Below are 388 nucleotides of genomic sequence, written 5' to 3' on the forward strand. Positions count from 1 at the left end.
AGCCTATTGATCTTGTTTTTCTCCTTTTGGCGCCTGAAAATGCAGGTGTAGACCACTTGAAAGCTTTATCACAAATTGCGCGTGTTTTACGTCATACTGATGTTGTTCAAAAATTGCGCAACACCCATGATGCTAATGCGCTTTATGCTTTATTGATTGAGAATTCAGAGTCGAATGCAGCTTAAAAATAGTGTGGGGATATTACGGGATGGTGGACTGCAGAGCAGGTTAAAAAATTACATAATTATACATAAAAATACTAAGAATCATGAATGGTATCATGTGATTTAAAAAAACCTCTCTGTAAGGGAATCATCGTTTCTAAAGAACAGGAAACAAAAAACATCGAACTTTTGTTATTTTCACCTATAAATCTTATTATGCTCTT

The 388-nt window shown here is 34.8% G+C and carries 1 protein-coding gene; it reads left to right on the plus strand.

The window, feature by feature from the left end; all coding sequences use genetic code 11:
• Window positions 1-185, plus strand: a 185-nt coding sequence (locus tag J7R10_RS09510) for a PTS sugar transporter subunit IIA (RefSeq protein ID WP_208436547.1), incomplete at its 5' end; no start/stop codon positions are given.
• Between the last annotated feature and the right edge of the window lie 203 nt (window positions 186-388).

This window comes from Bartonella vinsonii subsp. berkhoffii ATCC 51672, assembly GCF_902825225.1.
In the GTDB taxonomy this organism is placed as follows: Bacteria; Pseudomonadota; Alphaproteobacteria; order Rhizobiales; family Rhizobiaceae; genus Bartonella; species Bartonella berkhoffii.